Origin of the sequence: Paenibacillus sp. MER 180 (genome assembly GCF_023713665.1) — a bacterium.
Classification (GTDB): Bacteria; Bacillota; Bacilli; order Paenibacillales; family Paenibacillaceae; genus Paenibacillus_B; species Paenibacillus_B suaedae.
Genome location: NZ_JAMAVT010000013.1, coordinates 30,538 through 48,992 on the forward strand (window position 1 = coordinate 30,538; position 18,455 = coordinate 48,992).

The 18,455-nt window shown below is 41.5% G+C and carries 18 protein-coding genes; 11 read left to right on the plus strand and 7 right to left on the minus strand.

Annotated features, from left to right (window positions below; translation table 11 throughout):
• Positions 1–4: 4 nt before the first annotated feature.
• From M3661_RS20275 to M3661_RS20285, 3 genes are read right to left on the minus strand one after another with little or no spacing between them, the layout of a single operon-like run.
• A complete protein-coding gene (locus M3661_RS20275) occupies positions 5–1,690 on the minus strand; it encodes a vWA domain-containing protein (protein ID WP_251488019.1) in 1,686 nt (561 codons plus the stop codon).
• 12 nt (positions 1,691–1,702) lie between these two features.
• Positions 1,703–2,443 (minus strand): hypothetical protein, encoded by a 741-nt coding sequence (locus M3661_RS20280; RefSeq protein ID WP_251488022.1) that lies wholly within the window; start codon positions 2,441–2,443, stop codon positions 1,703–1,705.
• Positions 2,444–2,495: 52 nt separating this feature from the next.
• On the minus strand, positions 2,496–3,080 hold the full coding sequence (locus M3661_RS20285) for a helix-turn-helix domain-containing protein (RefSeq protein WP_072727265.1): 585 nt from the start codon (positions 3,078–3,080) through the stop codon (positions 2,496–2,498).
• 280 nt (positions 3,081–3,360) lie between these two features.
• On the opposite strand from M3661_RS20285, the gene M3661_RS20290 reads away from it, so the two are divergent.
• Positions 3,361–4,182: an AraC family transcriptional regulator gene (locus M3661_RS20290; RefSeq protein ID WP_251488024.1), complete on the plus strand. Its 822-nt coding sequence runs from the start codon at positions 3,361–3,363 to the stop codon at positions 4,180–4,182.
• Here the strand turns inward: M3661_RS20290 and M3661_RS20295 are convergent.
• Together M3661_RS20295 and M3661_RS20300 are read right to left on the minus strand one after the other, a co-directional pair.
• The gene (locus M3661_RS20295; RefSeq protein ID WP_251488027.1) at positions 4,123–5,364 is read right to left on the minus strand and encodes an MFS transporter; all 1,242 of its coding nucleotides are present in this window, start codon (positions 5,362–5,364) and stop codon (positions 4,123–4,125) included. The genes M3661_RS20290 and M3661_RS20295 overlap by 60 nt on opposite strands.
• A gap of 201 nt (positions 5,365–5,565) precedes the next feature.
• Entirely contained in the window at positions 5,566–7,857 is a 2,292-nt protein-coding gene (locus M3661_RS20300; protein WP_251488030.1) for a hypothetical protein, read from the minus strand.
• Between the two features lie 345 nt (positions 7,858–8,202).
• Between M3661_RS20300 and M3661_RS20305 the strand changes: the two genes are divergently transcribed.
• From M3661_RS20305 to M3661_RS20325, 5 genes are all read left to right on the plus strand, one after another.
• Positions 8,203–8,472 carry a YciI family protein gene (locus M3661_RS20305; protein WP_251488033.1) on the plus strand — a complete coding sequence of 90 codons (270 nt, stop codon included), beginning with the start codon at positions 8,203–8,205 and terminating at the stop codon, positions 8,470–8,472.
• Between the two features lie 98 nt (positions 8,473–8,570).
• Entirely contained in the window at positions 8,571–9,200 is a 630-nt protein-coding gene (locus M3661_RS20310; protein WP_251488035.1) for a DJ-1/PfpI family protein, read from the plus strand.
• Entirely contained in the window at positions 9,197–10,135 is a 939-nt protein-coding gene (locus tag M3661_RS20315; protein ID WP_251488037.1) for a helix-turn-helix transcriptional regulator, read from the plus strand. The genes M3661_RS20310 and M3661_RS20315 overlap by 4 nt, the downstream gene beginning before the upstream one ends.
• Before the next feature lie 75 nt (positions 10,136–10,210).
• Positions 10,211–10,975, plus strand: a complete 765-nt coding sequence (locus tag M3661_RS20320; protein ID WP_251488039.1) for an effector binding domain-containing protein — start codon at positions 10,211–10,213, stop codon at positions 10,973–10,975.
• 38 nt (positions 10,976–11,013) lie between these two features.
• The gene (locus M3661_RS20325; RefSeq protein WP_251488041.1) at positions 11,014–11,493 is read left to right on the plus strand and encodes a DinB family protein; all 480 of its coding nucleotides are present in this window, start codon (positions 11,014–11,016) and stop codon (positions 11,491–11,493) included.
• A 92-nt stretch (positions 11,494–11,585) separates the two neighbouring features.
• On the opposite strand, the gene M3661_RS20330 is transcribed toward M3661_RS20325, so the two are convergent.
• Positions 11,586–13,076, minus strand: a complete 1,491-nt coding sequence (locus tag M3661_RS20330) for an erythromycin esterase family protein (RefSeq protein ID WP_251488043.1) — start codon at positions 13,074–13,076, stop codon at positions 11,586–11,588.
• 346 nt (positions 13,077–13,422) lie between these two features.
• Positions 13,423–13,734 (minus strand): HflX GTPase family protein, encoded by a 312-nt coding sequence (locus M3661_RS20335; protein ID WP_251488045.1) that lies wholly within the window; start codon positions 13,732–13,734, stop codon positions 13,423–13,425.
• A gap of 341 nt (positions 13,735–14,075) precedes the next feature.
• Between M3661_RS20335 and M3661_RS20340 the strand changes: the two genes are divergently transcribed.
• The 5 genes from M3661_RS20340 to M3661_RS20360 all read left to right on the plus strand — a co-directional run bounded on the left by M3661_RS20340 (position 14,076) and on the right by M3661_RS20360 (position 18,448).
• Positions 14,076–14,477, plus strand: a complete 402-nt coding sequence (locus tag M3661_RS20340) for a gluzincin family metallopeptidase (RefSeq protein ID WP_065294398.1) — start codon at positions 14,076–14,078, stop codon at positions 14,475–14,477.
• A 60-nt stretch (positions 14,478–14,537) separates the two neighbouring features.
• Positions 14,538–15,494 carry a hypothetical protein gene (locus M3661_RS20345; protein ID WP_251488047.1) on the plus strand — a complete coding sequence of 319 codons (957 nt, stop codon included), beginning with the start codon at positions 14,538–14,540 and terminating at the stop codon, positions 15,492–15,494.
• 5 nt (positions 15,495–15,499) lie between these two features.
• The gene (locus M3661_RS20350) at positions 15,500–16,618 is read left to right on the plus strand and encodes an ABC transporter permease (protein WP_251488050.1); all 1,119 of its coding nucleotides are present in this window, start codon (positions 15,500–15,502) and stop codon (positions 16,616–16,618) included.
• Between the two features lie 200 nt (positions 16,619–16,818).
• Entirely contained in the window at positions 16,819–17,778 is a 960-nt protein-coding gene (locus M3661_RS20355; RefSeq protein WP_251488053.1) for an ABC transporter permease family protein, read from the plus strand.
• Position 17,779: 1 nt separating this feature from the next.
• Positions 17,780–18,448 carry an ABC transporter ATP-binding protein gene (locus M3661_RS20360; protein WP_065294423.1) on the plus strand — a complete coding sequence of 223 codons (669 nt, stop codon included), beginning with the start codon at positions 17,780–17,782 and terminating at the stop codon, positions 18,446–18,448.
• The last annotated feature ends 7 nt before the right edge of the window (positions 18,449–18,455 follow it).

Consider the following 18,455-nt stretch of genomic DNA (forward strand, 5'->3'; position numbering starts at 1 on the left):
CATGCTACATTTGCACGTTGAACAGGTTTGCGATTTTATAGACTACATCATCGGTATCTGCATTAATGCTCGCTGCCTCGTTAATGCTGGAGATGCTCTGCAGCGCTTGAATATCCGCATTATAGCCGATAGTGTAAATCGGAACTTTAAACGTTTCGATAAGCTCCTTAATGTCCTTAAGCGAGTGGCCGCGATTCGTCTCGCCATCACTCAGCACGAAGATCATCGGCTTGATGTTCGGATTGACGGCCTTCTCTTCTTGCAGCATTTTCAAGGCAACAATAATCCCGTCGAAGGTAGCCGTGCCGCCATCTGCTTGAAGGCTGTTGACCGCACCAACGAACAAGGAGCGCTGCGTGGTGTCGTACTTCTTGATCGGCAAATTAATCGTGACATCATTCGAATAGGATACGAGACCGATACTGTTGTCTTTCCCTAAATTCTTTTGTCCTTTAAGCAGCGATTCCTTCAGTCGATTCAACGGTTCCCCCGCCATGCTTCCCGATACGTCTGTAACAAAGACAGCCGCGATTGGCTTGCCCCCATTTTTCTTGTCTTTCCACAATTTCTGTGCGGAGGCCAACAAGCTGCCTTTCACAACGGGCATTTCCGATTTATAATTATAGAGCTCATTGAAACCTTTTTGTTGAGCCTTCTTCTGATATTTCTCCTGCAACGCGAATTCTGCGAACTTCTTGACGATGTCCAATTTCCCTTTCGGCAGGTTCCCAATCGCATACAACGGATTGTCATGTCTAATTCCGAATGGTGTGAACACGTACTCATTTTTCAGCTCATCCGTATTGATGTACGTTTGATACTCCAGTACAAACCCATCCAGCACACCCGACTTCGCTGCATCACGCATTTGCGTCGTTGTCGAAGCGAGAAACGGGATATTTTCTTGGAATTTCTCAAATCCTTGAACTGCTTTATCACTTAACAAATTCGACTTATCGAATGTACTGAGTGCCGTTACTAGAAAATTAATTCCTGTAGAACTGGAGAATGGATCCGTATATCCCATACTGAACTCATTGTTCGAGATGGCTTCCGTCACCGTTTTGACATTTACCGCTCCGTATGAAGAGATGAGTGCATCATGCTTGGATTTTGAGATCACAATGCCTGGAACATTGCCCGCGAGTCGCTTGCTGATAAGCTCCGTCTTTACGCCGCTTGCTTTGATCATCTCGCCAAACAGCTCATTTGAAGGTGTATAGGCATCAGGCATATATTTGCCGGATCGGATATAATCCGCAGCTGTACCGGAAGCAATATTGCGAATCTTCACAGAGGCAGGCTTCCCGTTCACTTGGATCTTCGCATTATTGAACTCGGTTGCCACATCCGCCAGCCAGCTGTCCATGCCTGTGCCGCCTTTTTCCGTTGACGTGAAGATCTCAACAAATTGATTCGTCGTATTCTTCACTGTAATCGGGAACTTCGATATATCCGGCAGGGTATCGCCCACATCGGCTGGACTAATATCGATCTGACCTTTTACCGGAGCTTCGGTCGACACAGATACGTTCGCATAGAGTTTATTCAACTGCTTGGCCGCATCTTCTGTTGTAACCTGTGATTTGCTTTTCCCTAGGTTGGAGGTCAATGTCACCCCTACATAGATGAGGATAAATACGAAAATTAAAGCAAAGACAGATATCACTAACTTCTTCTTTCCCGCCATTCGCTGCACCTCTCACGCTTTATAGTATTTGGTTTGCTTGATTAATGCGTCCAATTCCTGCATGCATGCTAATTGTTCAATATCCTCAGGCTCCACATTGTCCAAGCTGGATATCTCAAGCAGAAGCCGATCCAACTTGACTAAGATCTCTTCATTATTCGTAAGAGCGTTTTTCATAGATGTGAGGTAATCGTTATATACTTTTGCTTTCTTCTGGGATAGTTCAATAGATAGGCCCGACATCTTGCGATTGACAACCCGGTCGAATTCAGTCTCGTCAAATACACTAAGTATGTTCAGGATATTTCGAATGTTTTGGTAGAATAAGTTCTCCACATCAAGTGCAACGGACGCGAACTTAGAGAAGCTTATTTCCGACTCGTTAAATCTCTGCTTCAGTACTTGGAAAAACGTACTCTTCCGCTTCTGCATCCGTTCCATCTGTTCCAGCCCAATGCGGATCTCTTCTTCAATACCCTTGGTTTCTCGATATTGGGACAGGCGTTCTACATACTCTTCATGCGTTCTAATTTCTTTCACAGGTATGACAACAGGCTTCTTGAACAAGAACTGATAGATTCCATTAATGAGAATCCATGCACTGGCTACAAGCAAGGTAATCCCCGTTGCTGTGGAGAGAGCGCTCGCTCCGATCTGCACGCCTAAGAAGCCTGGTGAGAGTACGAGGATATTTACAGCAGCTACCACTAGCATTAGACCTAGTAGCTTGATCACATTTGTGTTGGACAACATTCCATCCTCCTCTGCAAATCGTATAGGAACAAGTTACGTGTACGCTGGTGTATTAGATTTCAAATGCCTTACGATGGCGCCGTGCAATAGTCGATAAGGAGTTGTGATGTGTGTCATGAATGTCATCAGATTGTTCTAGAATGATTCCTTCTTGAACGAAATACGTATGGATCTCCATCCACTGGTTTTTCATCACTGCATTGTATCTACGTTGCATTCCAGAAAAAGTAACAAGCAAAATGCCATCCGATTTGCGAATCTCGTGTGGATAGAACTCGCCGCGTTCCAAGGCTTTGCGAATGGTCGCTCCCCCGCCATCAATCCCCCACAGCCGAGCTGCTTCCGATAATCCGAATACTTCATTGACACTGATCCCATTCGGCGAGTAAGAAGAAAGAGGCCCTTGAATCATCGCAAGTCCGGCTGCATCAAAACGCTGCTTATGCCTATGCAGGCATTCCCCATGATCATCATATGCCGTTACGGAAATGACTACTTCCCCATCATGTTCTAAGAATCTGCGAACCATGTGCAATTCCGTTAATGCTGTGTGCTGATCTCCAGCAGGAAATATGGATGCAGGCCACAGTCTTTCTCCATTCGGCAAAATGACCTGAAAACATGTTAGTTGCCCCATACATTCCTCCACGAATGTTCCAAGTTATGGTTCAATATTAAGAAAATAATACCATCGTCACGAGGTCGTGACAATGCAAATATTGGATGACAATGGCCTATAAGGAAGAAGTGCTTACCTATTTAATATATGAATCTAAGACTAAAGTCAGCATATCTTACTCAAGAAAGAACAAAACCCTCTACGAATAATAATCGTAGAAGGTTCGCTATTTGAAACCATAATCGGATTTGACATGGTAAACTATAATGTAAATTTCAGTATAGTGATGGTGATGTAATTGTCTATCATTTTACAAGCTACACAGGGTTTGTTACTGTCCACAAATCAAAAAAAATGCGAAAGCAAATGGCGAAATGACTGTTCTTATAAGCTTATCTATTCTATAAAAGGATCTATGTATTACCAGACCGAGAGAAGCGACATTTTCTTATCTAAAAATGAATTTATTCTTTTTAACCCGAATGAGTTGCATAGGCAAATTTCAGTGGATAATCATAAATTTTTAATAGAACTTGATCCACAATTTTTCAATCAACTGACGTCTGATATTTCATGTATTAAAGACAATATTTCTTTTGCTCTTACTGTTCAAAAACATCCATTAATCCAGAAATGGGTCCATTTTATAAATGATTATGTACAAATAGAAGAAGGTAACGAAAGTCATTCAGTAGAGTTATTTTTAGACCATAGCTTCACTCAGTTAGCATTAATAATATGTAAAGTTATGGTTGGTACACATTCGTCTGACATTAACATACAGCCATTTAAAGAAATTCACCCTGCACTATACAAAACAATGAACGTTATAAAAGAAGACTTCCAACATGCCTGGAGCCTAGATGAAATGGCAGGAATTTTAGATATAAGCAAATTTCAATTTGCCCATCTTTTTAAGGAGTACATTGGAATTTCGCCCTTTTCGTGGCTTCAACTATATCGCATTATCAGAAGTCAAGACATGCTTATCCATACCAAGAAATCGATTGTAGATATTTCATATAGTTGTGGATTTTCTTCCATCTCTGTTTATAATCAGCTATTTAAACGTCTCTACGGAATCACGCCTAGTTTTTTTCGAAGGAAATATGCGAAATAAATAGACAAACGAGCCGATAACCATCATACTTCCACAAAAAACAAAAATATACCGAATTTCCACAAGAGAGGATAGTGCGCCAAACAAGCTCAACGAGAGCACATTAGAACCATATAAGAGAACTGCATTGAAACTAAACGCTCTGCCTAATTTATTGACTGGTATCCATGTTTGAATAAGATAAACCCGTGCTAAACCAGAAATAGGAAGCCCAATAGCTGCGATCAGTATACCAATAAAATAGGTTGACAGATGAGTTGCAAATCCGAATACAAGGATACCAACACCCCATACAATAGAACCGATTAGATAAGTCGTGAGGGTCAGCTTTTTCCAAAGAAAAGGGATGACGATATTAACTGTAATCACACCAGCACCATACCACCCCATTAGAAGAGTGTAAAGCTGCTCACCATTATTTTGGGTTTCCAGTAGTTGTAACAATAATCCGACCTGCCATACCCAAGTATGAAAGAACACAATCAAAAAAGTTACAAACAACAATGTTCTGATCGTATATTCACCTTTTACCCAGTTAAAGAAATCTTTTATAGAGTTAAAAATACCATCAGTTTTATTCAACAAGTTGTCTGCAGCATCGTTATTATCTTTCCAATGAAGTTTTAAGATGAAAAATGCACTGATTAAATACGTTAAGGCATCAATTGTGAAGAAATGAATGATTTGTCCTGAATGTAACAGACCAATACTAAATATTGGCCCAAGCATTTGTACACCTCTTGTCACAATATCAAATAAGCTATTTGTAGCTGTTCGATCTTCTACAGAAGTAATGAGAGGCAACACAGCTCTGTAAGCTGGATTATAAAAGCATCCTAGACTTTGAATTAGGAAACTCACAACGATTAAATGCCAAAATCCTAAGAGATTCATTTGATAAATAAAGACCAATGAAAGAATAATAGGTACTCGTATAATGTCTATCCACAGTAATAAACGTTTTTTGTTTACGGAGTCAGCAATTACTCCGCCAGCTAGTCCGAATAAAAGGTATGGAGCAGCTTGTGTAATAGCCATAACTGTGGTCAGAATGCTGGATTGTGTTCGTTCATACGATAAAAAAAGGAAAGCAAGTCCTGTAATAACATTTCCTAATTGAGAAATCCCTGCTCCCGCCAAATAGAACAAAATCATTCGATTCTTCAGTACACTGCTATACACTGTCATCACCTCATTTAAAAAGTTACAGTGTATCCTTCTCTTCTTCTATCTTCATCTTGCTGCATTTTCTGTCAATATTCACTTACCTCAGCAATAAAATATAGTACGAGCAGATACGTTCTACCCTGGATGCTAGATATAAAAACAGATAAAAAAGGTCAACCAGAAATATCTGGCTGACCATATATTAAGCTACATAAATCAATTCGCCTTGGCATGTGCAATGATTTGATCTTGATTATTCCACAAGAGGTGACGCAAATTGGATTTGGATCCCTCGATGAAATAGAACGGAATCTGGTTCTGCTTCGCGATCTCCACACAGTCCCAGTATGCTTGATGCGAAGTTGCCGTAAGCAATAAGAACAGTGCGGACGAACGCTTCAGATCATGGAATATCCGCTTCGGATTTTTCCCATTCTCATGTACGAGAGTAGCCCCCGTCTCCGCCACTACCTCTTCGAACCATTTCTTCAATCCACCGACAATCGTAATCTGGTGGCCTTCTAGGAATGGCTCTGGCTTCTCATATTCCTTCTTCGCTTGTGCCTTCGCAGCACGTGCGACACTCTGAACTGCTGCGCCGCTGCTCGCTGTACGCTTCGCTTCCAGTTCGGAGATGGGCTGCGCCCGATATAAGCGGGACAGGCGCGCTACTTGCTTCCCAATCTCTACGTTAAATGAGCAAGGGTCCCCATCCTTCGGTGTACGAATGGCCACATCCCGTTCATGCAGCGGGAAGCGGTGCTGCGGGTCATTCAGATCGACGCAATACCAGGTAAAATGCTCTCCAAGGTGCACATAGCCATCATATTGAACAATGGAGCTGTTACTGTCATCCCCTTGAAGCAGCAGTTCAATCTCGTATTGCGTTGGATCATGCTGCTTCGGACGGCACAATACTCCTGCTTCGTGCTGCAATTGATGCTGCAGGACAAGACTTTCGGTAATATTAAACGTCTGTCCCGTCTCCAATACAATATACCCGCCATGATCACGACGGAAGAACGTCCCATTCAGCCCGCCCTCGTCAGTTACAGACAAGCCATCAGGGTAGGAGCCTTCTTCCAATGCCGCAAAGGGTTCTGCATACTCGCTGCCTTCACTTCGCTCCAGAACCGCAGTGCCGCTGCTTTCTAATGCGCAAGCCGATTCTGCGTACGGCATTGAATCATGGTGCTGCCGTGCATGTACACTTGCAGAACGCTCCTCGCATTCTTCCTGCTGAGCCAATTCCGAATGTTCACGAATGGAACCGCTTCGTTCAGCAGGATGCTCATTCCGTCTCTCGATGAATTGCTCAAGCTCATCAATGAGCGCAAGAGACTCTCGTATCTTCTGTCTTCCATCCTTGCCGGATTGGACGACCGTATTGCGAGCCGCATGAACGGTGTCTTCCACATCGGTATACAGCAATTGAATGATATCCTGAATAGAGGAAGTTAACGACTTGGGACGAAGTACCTCAACTGTCGCAGCAGCAGCGGATTTCTTGGCTTGTACAACCTGCCTGTTCAATTCATCGTTGTCCGCCCTTAGCGCGTTCACCTGTCTGCGCAGTTGGTTCAGCTTCTCCTCATGTCCAAGCAGCTCACTGCGTACGGACTGCATCTGTTCTTCTCTCGCGGCTAGCTCCTGCTGCATCAGCTCGGATTCCTTCTGCAGCTTGCTGCGCTCCTGACGAATCACTCGTAGCTCTTCGTTGCGCTGCGCAAGAATTGATTCCAGCTCTTGAATATGTAAGTCCTTATCCTGCTGTACTTGTCCGCTCTCCTGCTGAACAAGCTGAAGCTGAGCATCGATATCAGTCAATTGGCGATTCAGCCGATGAATCTGCTTCTCCGTCTTCCCCAGCGACAGTTCAGCCTGCTTGCGCAAATGCGTCTCATGGTTCAATTTCTTCTTCAATTCAATGATTCGCTGCTCCAATTCAAGTGAAGGTTCTGTGGATTCCACAGACGGCTCCACTTCTGCAGGCAATGAGGTGGACTCATCTGTCAAATGCAGGACGGTATTGCTGGAGCCTTCCGAGCTTCTACCCTCGCTCTCCAGTTCCTCCATGGACTGCTTCCACAACGCTTCCTGCTCTGTACGGCCTGGATGGAAATAAAGCGACCAATAATAATGCCAAAATCCATGTTCAGCAATAATTGCTTCACGACGTGCAAGGAACGATTCAAGAGTATTCTCCTCTTCCTCTTCTAGAACGATCATAAGCTGCTTTATCAACGAGGTAATCAGTGTATATTTACGATTAAAATGATCTTGTCTGGATTTTACGTATTTGCGTATCTCTTTAATAAATAAAATAGTGGGCATGCTTTTTGAGGTGCGAACCGAGGGTAAATGCAAATCTACCGCCATTTCTCGCCTTGCCGCACCCGACATTTCCTTAAACAGAGCTACTAACTTATCCATTGATATAGTCTGTGTCAGCTCTTCTTCTATAAAGTCTTTGTACTTTTGTACTTCTTCTGCTATTTCAGTTCGCATTGAAAACCCTCCCATGGATAAAAATCAAGATGTCTATCATCTGCCGTTCATTGAACTCGATGCAGTCCCTAAGAAGAGTTGTCATTTAAATTAGGATCTCTTAGAATACAGGTACTATTACTATAATTTATATCATAGAGAACATAGATTTCAACTGCTCTCACAAGAAAAGTAATCGCCCTTTTCCGCACTGCAACCGCCTTTTTCATCACATGCTGTCGATTTGTATTCCTTGACGTCAATTGAATGGTTTTTTCGTCGAAATATAGAAACTCTTCCGCGTGCTCGTCCATTTGATATAATGGATTCAAGAACGACTAAGGGACTAGGAGAGGAGTAACTAACATGGCTTATTTTGCAGCAATCTTGGAAATGCAGGATGAGAGTAAAAACTTGACGTATCGTCCACATCACTTGGAGTACTTGGAACAGCTCGGCAACGAGGGAAAGGTATTCGCCAAGGGGCCGTTCGGAGATGGCTCTGGGGGTATGGTCATTTATATTGCAGACAATGTGGAAGAAGCTAAGCAATTGGCTGAGAATGATCCCTATGTGCAAGAAGGCGTACGCAAGCTGGATTTGCGCGAATGGAAGCTGCAGCTCGTTCAGGCATAAACCGCTTCAGGATTCGCTTGCTGTACGAATCGCAATCATGCCCCACTGGGTTGTCCCGGTCGGGCATGTTCTTCTATAAGGGAAGGAGATGAACCCAAATGAATCAACAATGGAATGTAGGAATTGTATTATTCGATGATGTTGAGGTGCTGGACTTCGCAGGCCCTTTCGAGGTGCTGTCAGTTACAACCTATCCCGATCAAAATCCTGATACGACTGCGTTGAAGCCATTTCAAGTACGCACGGTATCGGCGCATGGCACTATGATTACCGCACGCAACGGACTGAAGGTCATTCCTGACTTCAGCTTCTCCAATGCGCCGCATTTTGATATTGTCATCGTCCCCGGAGGGCTGGGAGCAAGAAAACGGGAACTCCATAATCCCCATATGATCAAATGGATTCAGGATCGAATGCAGGCTGTCGATTTTATGACCTCGGTATGCACAGGAGCGCTGCTGCTTGCAGAGGCAGGTCTTCTGGATGGCAAGCGAGCTACGACGCACTGGGCCAGTTATGATTGGTTAGCGGATCAGTATCCAGCGGTTGAAGTCGTGCGAGACGTGAAGTATGTTGCAGATGGCTCCATCGTGTCATCCGGCGGGATTTCCGCTGGCATCCATATGGCGTTCTCCCTTGTCCAGCAGCTTCTTGGAGTAGAAGTCGCCCGAACAACTGCAAAAGTTATGGAATACGACATTCAGTTCGAGCCAAGCAGCGCAACATGAAGATCGACCGTTTACTATCTATTGTCATTCTCCTCATCAACCGCAAGATGGTACAGGCCAAGGATTTGGCTGACCGCTTCGAGGTATCGGTGAGGACGATCTATCGAGACATCGATACCATCAATCAGGCCGGCATTCCAGTCGTCACCTATCAGGGAGCAGGAGGAGGCATTGGCCTAGCAGAAGGCTACCGCCTCGATCGGAACCTGTTGACCAACGATGAGCTGGTCGCCATTGTTACTGCGCTCCAGAGCATCTCCTCCACCCATCCAAGCAGCGACAATGAGCTGCTGGTGGAGAAGCTGAGCAGTATCGTACCACCTGCCGATTCGGCACAGTTCCAATTGAGGACGCAGCAATTCATCGTCGACTTCTCCAATTGGGGCAGCAACGGTGTTCAGGAGCAGAAGCTGATGGTGCTGAAGGATGCGATTGAGCAGCAGCAGGCGGTTACCTTCACGTATTGCAATGCAGGCGGGAAGGTATCCTGCCGAACGGTAGAGCCCTATACGCTGGTGCTGAAGCACAAGCGTTGGTACCTGTATGCGTACTGTACGCTGCGTGCCCAATTTCGCTTGTTCAAGCTGTTCCGAATGAAGGATTTGCTGGTTGAAGACAAGTTTTTCGTCCGCCAAGAGGTCTCGATTCACGATCTCCCATGGGAGCAGGAATGGCATGCGCCGGAACGAACCGAGAGAATCGTCCTGCGCTTCGATCCAGAGGTACGCCATTTGGCCGAAGAATGGTTTGGCGTAGAGGATCTGCAAGAGGATGAAGCAGGGGCGCTTGTCGCATCCGTTCCATTTCCCGTAGATAATTGGCTGTATGGCTTTATTTTAAGCTTTGGGCAGCATGTCGAAGTGCTTGAACCGCTTCACATTCGTAACCAGATTGAACAGATTGCTTCTCGTATTGTTGAAAAATATAAAAAGTAAACTGGGAACCTGACAGAGAGTTGTCAGGTTCTCCTCTTTATAATGAGGCTATCAACGATACAGGAGTGATCAATAATGAGTCAATTGATATGCCAAAGCTGTGGAATGCCGTTAGCACAAGAGAACCAGTTCGGAACAGATAAGAACAATAAGCTTGTACAAGAGTATTGTATTCATTGCTATAAGGACGGGGCGTTCACGAATCCAGATCTCACCCTCGAAGAGATGATCGACATCTGCGTACCATTTATGGTACAGGACGGAATGGAAGAAGCCGCTGCCCGCAATATGATGCAGCAATTCCTGCCGAACTTGAAGCGCTGGAGCATCGCGAACGGGGATGAAGCAGCTTCTTACCAGCCGATCCGAATCGTAGAACTGGATACGATGAAGCTCGCCGGTATTGCTGCGCGTACGACGAATGCTAATGAAATGAGCGGCAATGGCAAGCTGGGTCCACTGTGGGGACAGTTCTGGTCAGAGCAGATTGCTGCACAGATTCCGAATTCTACAGATCCTGGAACAATATACGGCTGCTACAGTGACTATGAGAATGGGGCTATGGGCGAGTACACGACGCTGATCGGAGCTGCAATCGATCGGGATGCAGAGGTTCCTAGCGGATTGGAAGTTGTTGAAGTACCGGCAGCCAAATATGCCGTATTCACGACTGAACGCGGCCCTGTTACTGAGGTTGTTGCCCGTGCATGGCAGTCTATCTGGAAATGGTCACTTACCTCTGGCGAAGAGCGCACCTTTACTGGAGATTTCGAGCGTTATGATGAGCGTTGCACCAATCCAGAGGATGCACAGGTTGATATCTATATTGCGATCCGTTAAGGTTCGGCCTATCAAATCGATAACTGGAGGCTTCGATTATGATCACGTTAAATGAACAAACGCTTCTACGATATAAGCAATTTACAGATTGGACGGATACCTTGTATCACATCGATGAGCGCATCTGGTCACAACCAATTGCAGAGGGGAAAGCAACCGTAGCAGAGATCATCTCGCATCTAATAAATTGGGACAAGCACCTGCTATTTACCGTCATCCCTGCGATCCGGAATGGAGAAGGAATGGTCTTTCCTGATTTTGACCCATTTAACAAGATTGCTTATGATTATGCGAATTCAGGAGTTCCCCAAGCACAGCTTCTCGACGAATTCAAGCAATCTCGTCATCAACTCGTTGAAGCCCTATTAGCTGATCCTGACCTGACTGCCAAGCAGGTTGCCGCGAACGGTGCAGCAACCTGTCCATATACAGGCATCCCTTACTCTTTGCTGTATGTCATTCATGAATTCAACGATCACGACAATCATCACAAGAAACAAATTGAAGCGGTATTATGACAAATACAGCATGACACTTCCGGATTGTAACAATGCAGTAAGATGACAAAACGCCCATTCAATGGGCGTTTTCGTTTGATTACATAACCGTTCTAGGGTTGAACTGTACTTGGCAAATAGGTGGGCATCTTTACTTGCTTGATCATCAGCACGCCATCGAAATGTCGTCTAAGTTCCAATGGCATCGGCATCATCACCTGATAAGATGCAATCGACCTCTCGAACATCCATGAATTTCCCCGCTCATTTTCCCGATATCGCAAATCCATGAATACATATGGCTGTCCGGCAGCTGTAAGAATATCCTCCATCGATCCAGGAATCATCGGTGTCAAGTGAATCGGCTCCCTCGTATTCTCGGCTGCTTGCCCTTTGCCCATAAATAGACCGATAATATAGCTCTCCTTTTTCAGTGCTTCAGGCATAAGCTCACCCATACTCTTCGGCATCGAGTAGATAAGAGACTGGGCCTTGCTGATATGACCGTTATGTCCCCATACGATGATTTTTTCTTCCGGATATATATCAGTAGCCAACCATGCCAAATTGCTAGCCATGGCCCGATCCCGCCATTCCATAATGGACTGTGTTCCGCTATAATCGCCTTGCTCCGTTAATCGATTAGACTCGATGCTTAGTTCATTGAACTCCTGAATAACCCGAATGCGATCCTGAAGTGCGCGCTGCATCAGCTTGACGATATGCAGCTCATTGGGATACTCCCGCTGCAATGCGTCTGCATTGTCCGCTACAGCTTGCAGCAGTTCTTCGTACACCTTCATTAACACCGGCTTCGCCTTGCGATACCCGTTCAGATCCGTACTCATTCTCCATTTCTGAAGCTCTTGCTCCGCTTGTGACGCCCTATTCTTCAATGACTTGTTCGGTATCCAATCTGCATCCTGAAATAGCGAAGACTGCACCTGAATATCGAAGCCCGCAAGCCGCAGCGGAGCATCGTTTGCGTGTGTTGCCTTCATATAGTCGAACAGCGGCTTCGTCTCTTCCGTCCACCATACGCCAAATATAGATCGCTTCATCGTCTGCTGTGCCGCATTCTTATTCACTTGTCCCTGAGCAATTGCAGCATCGCCCAACCCACTCTCAAAGGCAACGATATTGTACCCAAGCGTCTGATGCAAATATTGAATCATTCGCGTTTTGGCCAAACTGAATTCAGCAACTCCATGCGAATTTTCGCCCAAATATACGATGCGCTTGTCAGCCAGCAGCGGAATTAGCATATCAAGATCGCTCATTTTATCTTGTACAATAGCCCCACCGTTCGGAGACCATTGTTCCGGTTGTATAGTGTTCCAAGCATAAGCATGATCTGCTGCCCAGCACTTCCATTCAGATAGTGCGGCTTGATAATTTCTTGCCGTCTCTTCTTGCTGTTTATGCACCGTCTCCACCGCAGTCCCTTTTATCGATAGGGAAGTATGTATCTCCGCTTTCTCCGCTTCTCCATGTACAGGCCCCTCCGCCATCACTACCGGATCATATGCAGACGAAAGCACCGTCAAGGTAATCAGTAAACCGAAGAAGCGTCGACGCCTTAAGTTATATTCGTGTCTCTTCACGGACTTCAGCTCCTTCCAATCCTCATGAAATCAATTCTCTGCTTGTGCTAATCATACTGAATCCGTTCCCTGACTTCTTGACAATTTGTGCTCTCTTTCCAATATTTCAAGGGGATATCAAACATAATTATGAGCCTGAAGTTCGGAAAAATTATGATTGTATATATCGGTTTGTAAAAGGAATCTACACGAAGCAGACAGGCGAACCTACCGTTTTCCCCACAAAAAATCCCCTCCGGTCTCCAACGTTTAAGTCCATCTTACTAGATGTCTTTTTTACGTTGTCTACCATGAGGGGATAATACCACAATAGTTGTCTGTGAGGCGGCTGCCCTTCCTGATTTAGTTAGGATTGCTGGACATATTGAGCGAACTTCTGATAATCGCTCTGCTTGCATTCCAGAACAAGCTTCGTGCCCTGCTCCTCATATTCAGTCGCAAGTACATGTGCATGCTCGTTCAAGTAAGAAACATGCTGTCCTTTGTGATAGGGAATGAGCATCTCACACTTCACGTAATTGCGGAACACCTTGCCGCGAATCGCCGTGACAAGCTCATCCAGCCCCTGCGTGCCCTTGGCCGAAATATACAGGGAATTGTCCTGCGATTCTGGGATTTCGCCATTCTTCAAATCGATCTTGTTGTAAGCATAAATCATCGGAATCTCCTCGATCCCAATTGGTTCTTTTCATAACAAACTTATTTTCTTCTGGATAGCGACAAAATATCAACCTCTTAAACCGGTAGCATTAGTACAAGAATAGAACAAAGAAAATATAGAGAAACTCCTGAACATTATTTGTTATCAATTTTCTCTTAATATTTCAAGCGTCTTCACGAATATTTATCTTAATAGTAGTATATGGTAAATTATTAAACACAAAAAACTAGTAACAGGAGTTGACACCCTCAACATAGTATATTATCCTAATATTTGGAATTCATTAATTATTTTCTCACCCTAGACTCCAATTAGAAATCAATAAGGAGATGTATAGGATGAACAAGAAATTAGTTACCGTATTAACTTCAGTATTTTGTTTTTCACTGATGTCAGTGACTGCTTTTGCAGACACAACAACTCAAAGCTCTCTCGGAAAGTACACTGTAAAGGGTGAATTGAGTGTATCAAATCCAATTTACGCAAATCCATCAGCTTATGCAAAAACCTGGGTTCATGAAGGAGTCTCCTTGTACTCCCTTGAAGCAAAAGTCACCGTAGTTAATAGCGATAAGACCAGCGTTTCTAAAACAAAAAGTGGAGAATCAACAGATAAAGTCCAGACTGATAGTCAATATGCAAATACCTTTTCATCAAGTGATGTAAAATTTTACGGCAGTCATAAGGTTCAAGATAAGAATGTAGGCACTTGGCAGGATGGTACTGATTACAAGTTCTAATATATGTTGCAACTCTCAGGAGAATCTACACTCCTGAGAGTTGGTTTATACGGAGGAATTATGAATTATAAAGTCCGACTCATAATATTCATTTTTCTAGTAGTTATGCTGACTTCCTGTTCCCGCATCACAGATATGGATGTTCAATATTCCAAAGTAACCGACAACCAACTCGGATATGGTATTCAGATATTAAACACTAATAATGAAATAATAAAAGAATTTAAACATGAAGTTAGTGAAAACTTCGACTTTAAGGTCAGATTTTACAATAGATCCGGTCATCCAAATCAATTCAAATTGATTATGTTACTAAATTATTTAGAAATAGATTATACTTCTACTGATAAACTATTTAACAATAATGAGTATTTTTTTCTTGAAAATGATGCAGACATTGTAATTCCTTTGTCAATCCCTGTTACTTACAAAAACCATTCATTCGCTCCATTAATAGTGTCAGTGGTTGCTGGACCACAAAAACATGCTGGTGACTTAGGTGATACTTCTGATTTTTATGGAGTTAGCCAAAGAATTGATTTAACTCAACAAGATAATATGTTGAAACCGTTCGAATCGAAATCTATAAAATATTCAAGTAATACACGTGTCCTTATCTCTAAAGACCCTTCCAATGTATATGAAGGTATATTAATCAATCAAGACAATTACTCTGAAAATGAGTTTTTTAGACTCCCTCCAAATGAACTAAAAACAAAACCAAATGAAAATGTCAAACTGAATGTAAGGGTAAATGGTCTCGCAAAAGATTATCTAGCTTTTTTCTTATTAAATTGGAAACAAATCGAAGTTAACGAGAATGAAAATTGGTGGTATTTAAGAAATCCAGAGGGAGATACAGCATATAAAGAAATAACGATTAAAGCACCAGAGCAACCAGGGAAATATGAAATTAGTGCATACTTGGTATCTAACCCTTGGCTTATTAGAGACGACGATAACAATGTTTCTTTCACTATAGACACTTCTTTTAGATTTACATTACATGTGGAGTGATTTATATGATCAATAGGTATTTAAAAAATATTATTTACAATAAAGGACCTGTTGCTTTGATAATGTTAGGCTTTATTATTAGCGCCACCGTAATCATTACTGGATTAAATATTAAAGATGGAATCAAAAACAAACTTTTAGAAACATCATATGGTCCAATTGAAAATATAAATTATACACATGTTAATTTTTCAAAAATGAAATATGAATTTATTAAACCAACTCTATTAAAATTATCAACTATCGGCGCAGAGTTTGCAGAAATACACGTAGGCCTAGATAATGGATTAATTGGGACTGAACAGAATAAACATGTTCTAATCGCTGTGAACTACAAGGAATATCCTGAATGGAAGCTTCCTTTGCTTTCAGGAAATATTATTAGTCCAAGCGATATTCGCGACCAAAAAAAGTACATAATGATCGGACGTAATATATATAACAAATTTTCCAAACAAATCACCAACAACTCCCTCCTTATAAATGGATTGGAGTATAAAATAATCGGTGTTATTGGCAAAAAAGACAAGCAAACTGCATGGGATGATAGTATTTATTTACCAATTTCAAGCTTACCAGACAAATTTCTATTCACTCAACCAACTTATAATGTTTTGATAAAAACCAATGGCACTTCTCCATCAAAAGTAACTGAACTGATTCAGCAATATGCCTCGAAGACTCCTAATATAACTATTAATGTTTCAAACATAGCTGTAAATTCTCAATATCAAAATAGTATTTATGGAGTATTAATTGTTGGCGGAACAATACTTTTAGTAGCTATACTAAATCTCATTAATCTATCTTCTTTTTGGTTGTACGAACGACATCGTGAGTTTTCCCTGAAGATGATTTTAGGAGCCACAAAAGGTAAAATTATCTTGGAAGTTATATGTGAATTATTCATTATGACTGTTGCCTCTGTATCAATTGCTTTACTTCCTGGATTGGCTTTCAGCAAAGCATTGGTATATATTTTTGATATTGATTCTATTATTTTGTCTCTCTCGAACATCTTATCAACTTTCCTTCTTCTTTTTCTTAGTACTGTAATTAGTGTAATATGGCCGTTAAAAACAATTATAACCCCTGATTTTTCTAGAATCACCCGAATGAGATGACGTAAGAAGGTGAATAATTCATGAACCTAAAATATCTATATAAATACAATATACAATATAAAGGTCGATGGTTTTTCGTAATGTTGCAACTCATTATAAGTATCACATTTATTAATTGGGGGGTACATTCGTATATAAGCAGTTATAAATTATATAAGAATGTGCTCTATATATCTCAACACAATGATGTTCGAATTTTTGTGAATAATGAAAATGAATCTAAATTACGCTCATTCTATGACTTTATTCAAGACCTGCCGGAAGTAACTTCTATTGCCACATATCTCAATAGAACAAATTATATTCCTGAACTTAAAACCGACACTGAGCTCTTTTTTGTTAGTAATGAACTTTTATCCAAATACCACTTAGAGCCTTTTCAAAGTTCAACAGACATATACATTAGTGAAAATCTTAATAATACAAACTTACAAAAATTGAATCTCCCTATCGCTGATGATAAAAAACAAACTGTAATACATCGTGAATTCAATATCAAAAAAAACCTTTCTTCAAACATAATTCTATGGAACGGAGGAACAACTTCACTTCAAGGAGCGATTTATGACAAGCAAAACTTCATAATTGCTCCAATCCAAAACGAACAGCTTAATGGAAAAAAATATATCGAAAGAATGTCCTATAACTCTATTATTACCTTACAAAAAAACTCTTCATTCGAACAATTTAATTCAAAAGTCAACGAATATCTTTCATTAAATAATATTTCAGCTAAAGTTTATACTATAGAGCAAATGATTGACCAAATAAAAAAACAAAACTCAACACTTATTTTTATTTCTATCTCATTAGGAATTATATTAACATGTCTTTCCATGATCGGATTTATCGGAATCATTTTTATGTCAATAAAAAAAAGGCTAACTGATTTAGCTATTTTGTATATACATGGCTCAAGTATTTCAAAATTATTACTTTCTTTATTTTTTGAGTTCACATGTCAGCTCATTATTGCTTCATCTATTTCCTATTTTATTTCTTATTTGTTAACTCATCTGATAAACGATACACCAATATCTCTTTTAACGTTTGGGATTTCATCCTCTTTGTTCTTCATTATTGGAATAATCATTACATTTTTTATTAGAAACAAATTATCTCGTACAGAATTAATTCGCAGCATTAAAGAGGTGTATTAATGTGGAGAAACTAATAATCGATAGTATTTCAAAAAGTTTCAATAAAAGAGAAAAAAGAAATATACTGGATGGAATAAATTTCAAAATCACAAAAGGGGAAATGATTGCAATTACCGGACCGTCGGGTTCAGGAAAATCTACATTACTTAATATAATTGGTTGCATAGATTTCCCTGATGAAGGCTCTATTTACGTAGATAATATTGATGTCAAAAGCCTGTCAATGAAAGAAATAGCTCTACTACGAAATCAAACATTCGGATATGTATTTCAAAATTTCTTACTACTGCCTCAATATACCGTATACGAAAACATTGAATTGCCTCTTTATTACCGAAAAACAAACAAAAAAACACAAAAAAAGGATATAATGGAAACAATACAATATCTGGGTTTATCTGCACTTTATAATAAGTATCCTTCCGAGTTATCTGGAGGACAACAACAAAGAGTTGCTATTGGTCGTGCCTTAGTTGGAAAACCGGATATCATACTTGCGGATGAACCTACGGGCTCACTTGATCAGGAAAACGGTAAAATGGTGCTTAATTACCTAAAAGACTTAAATTCAAAAGGCAGTTCTATCATTATTGTAACACATGATCACTTTATCGCTAATCAATGTAATCGTATCATAAATCTTGTAGACGGAAAAATCAAAGACATATAGAAAGTGA